Annotated in this window: 6 protein-coding genes; all 6 read right to left on the bottom strand. The window is 68.3% G+C overall.

What is annotated here, in order from left to right:
• Positions 1-110 (bottom strand): DNA-directed RNA polymerase subunit omega (gene rpoZ, locus V6M46_RS02065; RefSeq protein ID WP_332662078.1); only part of this gene is annotated, 110 nt, incomplete at its 3' end.
• Positions 111-131: 21 nt separating this feature from the next.
• On the bottom strand, positions 132-734 hold the full coding sequence (gmk, locus tag V6M46_RS02060) for a guanylate kinase (RefSeq protein WP_332662077.1): 603 nt from the start codon (positions 732-734) through the stop codon (positions 132-134).
• Complete coding sequence (gene mihF / locus V6M46_RS02055; protein WP_332662076.1) at positions 727-1,065, bottom strand: integration host factor, actinobacterial type; 339 nt, start codon at positions 1,063-1,065, stop codon at positions 727-729. Before mihF ends, gmk begins: the two co-directional genes overlap by 8 nt.
• A gap of 30 nt (positions 1,066-1,095) precedes the next feature.
• A complete protein-coding gene (locus V6M46_RS02050) occupies positions 1,096-1,527 on the bottom strand; it encodes a hypothetical protein (protein WP_332662075.1) in 432 nt (143 codons plus the stop codon).
• A gap of 35 nt (positions 1,528-1,562) precedes the next feature.
• Entirely contained in the window at positions 1,563-2,378 is an 816-nt protein-coding gene (gene pyrF, locus V6M46_RS02045; protein ID WP_332662074.1) for an orotidine-5'-phosphate decarboxylase, read from the bottom strand.
• The coding region (gene carB, locus V6M46_RS02040; protein ID WP_332662073.1) for a carbamoyl-phosphate synthase large subunit at positions 2,375-4,786 on the bottom strand (2,412 nt) is incomplete at its 5' end. The genes carB and pyrF, both read right to left, overlap by 4 nt.

Genomic DNA, 4,786 nt, shown 5'->3' with positions numbered 1-4,786 from the left:
GCACGCTTGGCGGAGTAGAGGACGAGCTTGTACTTGCTGTCCGCCTTCTCCAGAAGATCGTCCAGCGGCGGGTTGGTGATGCCGATGGCAGTCGAGCGTGTCGTGGACACAGAGAGCCTCACAAAAAAGAGTTAGGAATGCACCCGGCTCGTGCCGGATCTGAACAAGTCTACCAATTCCTGGCAAGCGGTCTCGACATCGGTGTTGACGATGGTCACGTCGAACTCCGGCTCGGCGGCCAGCTCCGTACGGGCCGTGGCCAGGCGGCGCTCGCGCTCCTCGGGTCCCTCGGTCCCCCTTCCGACGAGGCGACGCTCCAGCTCGTCCCAGCTCGGCGGTGCCAGGAAGCACATCAGCGCGTCCGGCATGCGTTCACGGACCTGACGGGCGCCCTGCAGATCGATCTCCAGGAGCGCCGGCGTGCCGGCCGCGAGACGCTCTTCGACCGGGGCGCGGGGCGTGCCGTAGCGAGCGGCCCGGTGCACGACCGCCCACTCGAGCAGCCCGTCCTCGGCGATCAGGCGGTCGAACTCCTCGTCCGAGATGAAGTGGTAGTGCACGCCGTCGATCTCGCCCGGCCTCGGCGGGCGAGTCGTGACCGACACCGAGATCCAGATCTCGGGGTGCTTTTCGCGTACGCAGGCTGCAACCGTCCCCTTGCCGACCGCGGTGGGGCCGGCCAGGACGACGAGCCGTGAGGGACGTGTGACGGGTTCCGATGACCCGTCAGGCACGGCCAGAGCGGCCTGTTCTATCCGCGAACTCGGCGATCAGGGCCTTGACCTGATTGGCACCCAGACCGCGCAGCCTGCGGCTGTCGGCAATGCCGATGCGCTGCATGATCTCCTGGGCGCGCACCTTGCCGACACCGGGCATCGACTGCAGGAGGTCGATGACCTTCAGCTTGGCGATGACCTCGTTGGCGCGCGCCTCCTGGATGACCTCGGTCAGGCTGGCGCGTGAGTTCTTGAGGCGGTTCTTGACCTCGGCTCGCAGCTGCCGCGCGGCCGCTGCCTTCTCGAGTGCAGCCTTGCGCTGCTCCGGCGTCAATATCGGGAGTGCCACTTGCCTCACCTCATCTGTTGAACGGATGTTTCATTTGAGCTTGATGTCGCATTCCTGCAGGACGTTCTTGACCACGGCGTTGCGCTGCTCGGTCGTCTCGTTGAACGTCTTGTAGGCCGCGTTGAGCTGCTCACGCTGCGCCGGCTTGAGCTTCTTGATGGTGGCAGCGTTCATCTCCTCGAGCTTGACCCCAGCCTTGTCCTGGGCGTCGAGGATGCCGGTCGTGACCTTCGACAGCGTCGTCCAGTCCTTCTTGATCGAGGCCGGCGCCTCCTTGCCGACTTCGCCGAAGACCTTGGCGTAGTTGGCGTAGGCCGCGTTGGTGCGCTTCTCGCCGAACGTGTTGAGGGTCTTCTTGTTCTTGTCGACCGCATCGCAGTAAGGGTCCCCACCACCGCCGCAACCGGACAGCACCGCGGTCCCGACGATCGCCGTGACCAGGACGGTGGCGGTTCTCTTCATGCATGGACTCCTCGGGACGCGGGCAACCCTGAACGTTATGACCCTACAAGTTCGGCGTTGACCCGGGCGACCGAATCGCGGAGCGCCTGGACATCCGGCCCGGCCGACAGGACGCCACGCGACGTCGAGGGGATCACGTTGTCGATGACCGAGCCGAACAGCCTCCGGATGTCGTCGACCGTGCCGCCCTGTGCGCCGAACCCGGGCACGAGCAGCGGGCCGTTGATCGCGAGGTCCTCGGCGGCGTCACCGATCGTCGCCCCGACGACGGCACCGAACGATCCCATCAGGTGCTGGCCGGCGTTGAGCTCGGCGAGCTTGGCCAGGATCGCGCCAGCGACCGTCGTGTCGCCGTTGCGCGCGTGCTGCACCTCGGGGCCCTCCGGGTTGGAGGTCAGGGCGAGCACGAACACACCGGCGTCGTTCTTGGCGGCCACGTCGAAGAACGGCTGCAGCGACCCGAAGCCCAGGAACGGGCTGACCGTGATGGCGTCGGCGGCCATCGGGGCGTCCTCGTCGAGGTAGGCATCGGCGTACGCGGCGGCGGTCGAGCCGATGTCGCCGCGCTTGACGTCGAGGATCACGAGCGAGCCCGTGTGCCGCAGGTCCTGGATCGTACGCTCGAGGACCACGACACCACGGGCACCGAACCGCTCGAAGAACGCCGACTGCGGCTTGACGAACGCGACCTTGCCGGCGAACGCCTCGACACAGGTCGTCGCGAAGCGGTCAAGGCCCTCGACGTCGTCGGGCAGGCCCCACTCGGCGAGCAACGACGCGTGCGGGTCGATGCCGACGCAGGCCGGGCCGTACGCCGCCATCGCGGCCCGAGCCCGCGACCCGAAGCTCATGACTGCCGCGCCTCGGTGACGATGCGGCCCCAGTCCTGGAGGGACTTGACGCCGATCTTGCCCTCGATCAGCGCCTCGATGCCCTGCACCGCCGCCGCGAGGCCCTGGACCGTGGTGATGCACGGGATGCCTTCGGCGACTGCGGCCGTGCGGATCTCGTAGCCGTCGATGCGCGGGCTGCCGCCGGACGTCACGCCGTGGGGCGTGTTGATGATGAGCTGGATGTCCTGGTCGTGGATCTTGTCGACGATCGTGCTGCGAGCCTGGCCCGGCAGCGGCTCCTCGTTGAGCTTGCGGATGACCGTCGCCATGACGCCGTTGCGGGCGAGCACGACAGCGGTGCCGCTCGTCGCGAGGATCTCGAAGCCGAGGTCCGCGAGCCGCTTGACCGGGAAGATCATGTGCCGCTTGTCGCGGTTGGCGACGGACACGAAGACCTTGCCCGACGTCGGCAGCCCGTTCTGGGCGCCCGCCTGCGACTTGGCGAATGCCGTGCCGAAGCCGGAGTCGAAGCCCATGACCTCACCCGTCGAGCGCATCTCCGGTCCCAGCAAGGTGTCGACGTAGCGGCCCTCGTACGTACGGAAGCGGTTGAAGGGCATGACCGCCTCCTTGACCGCGATGGGGGCGTTGTCGGGCAGCTTGCCGCCGTCACCCGTGGCCGGCAGGACACCGGCCGCCCTCAGCTCGGCGATCGACTCCCCCAGCATGAGCCGGGCGGCCGCCTTGGCGAGCGGTGTCGCGGTGGCCTTGGAGACGAACGGCACCGTGCGCGACGCGCGGGGATTGGCCTCGATGACGTAGAGGATGTCCGAGGACAGCGCGAACTGGATGTTGATGAGTCCGCGCACGCCGACGCCCTTGGCGATCGCCTCGGTCGACTCGCGGATGCGCTGGACCTCGGCTTCGCCCAACGTGATGGGCGGCAGGGCGCACGCCGAGTCGCCCGAGTGCACGCCGGCCTCCTCGATGTGCTCCATGACGCCGCCGAGGAACAGCTCGGTGCCGTCATACAGCGCGTCGACGTCGATCTCGATCGCGTCGTCCAGGAAGCGGTCGACCAGCACCGGGCGCTCCGAGGAGATCTCGGTGGCCCGGCCGATGTAGTCCTTGAGGGTGCCCTCGTCGTAGACGATCTCCATGCCGCGGCCGCCCAGGACGTACGAGGGGCGGACCAGCACCGGATAGCCGATCTCGTCGGCGATCTCGCGGGCCCGGTTGAACGATGTCGCCATGCCGTGCTTGGGCGCCGGGAGGTCGGCCTCGGCCAGCACCTCGGCGAACGCACCGCGCTCCTCGGCCAGCTCGATCGCCGACGGCTGCGTGCCGACGATCGGCACGTCGGCCGCCTCGAGCCCGGCGGCGAGCCCGAGCGGGGTCTGCCCGCCGAGCTGCACGATGACGCCCGCGACCGGCCCGGCCTGCTGCTCGGCGTGCACGATCTCGAGGACGTCCTCGAGGGTCAGCGGCTCGAAGTAGAGCCGGTCCGAGGTGTCGTAGTCGGTCGAGACGGTCTCGGGGTTGCAGTTGATCATGATCGTCTCGTAGCCGACCTCGGACAGTGCCAGGGCGGCGTGGACGCACGAGTAGTCGAACTCGATGCCCTGCCCGATGCGGTTGGGACCGCTGCCGAGGATCAGGACCGCGGGCTTCGTGCGGGGCTCGACCTCGGTCTCCTCGTCGTACGACGAGTAGTGGTAGGGCGTCTTGGCGGAGAACTCCGCGGCGCACGTGTCGACGGTCTTGTAGACCGGGCGTACGCCGAGGGCGTGGCGCACCCCCCTGACGACGTCCTCGCTCAGCCCGCGGATCTTGCCGATCTGCGGGTCGGAGAAGCCGTGACGCTTGGCGCGCCGCAGCAGGGCGGGCGACAGCTCCTTGGCGCCGGTGAGCTCGACGGCGATCTCGTTGATCAGCGCCAGCTGGTCGACGAACCACGGGTCGATCTTGGTCGCGTCGAAGATCTCCTCCGGCGTCGCTCCGGCCCGGATCGCGTCCATGACCTTCTTGAGCCGGCCGTCGTGCGGGACGCTGATCTCCTGCAGGAGGGCGTCCTTGTCGAGCTCGACCCACTCCTTGTGCCAGTCGAACGCCGCGTCCGGACGCTCGAGGGAGCGCAGCGCCTTCTGCAACGCCTCGGTGAAGTTGCGGCCGATCGCCATGGCCTCGCCGACCGACTTCATGTGGGTCGTGAGCGTCGCGTCGGCGGCGGGGAACTTCTCGAACGCGAACCGCGGCACCTTGACGACGACGTAGTCGAGCGTCGGCTCGAACGAGGCCGGCGTCTCCTGCGTGATGTCGTTGGGGATCTCGTCGAGGGTGTAGCCGATCGCGACCTTCGCGGCGATCTTGGCGATCGGGAAGCCGGTGGCCTTGGACGCCAGCGCCGACGAGCGGGACACCCGCGG

It is taken from the genome of Aeromicrobium sp., assembly GCF_036676885.1.
GTDB lineage: Bacteria > Actinomycetota > Actinomycetes > Propionibacteriales > Nocardioidaceae > Aeromicrobium.
Note: the sequence above shows the minus strand (reverse complement) of the source record. Positions and strands in the feature narration are given on the sequence as shown.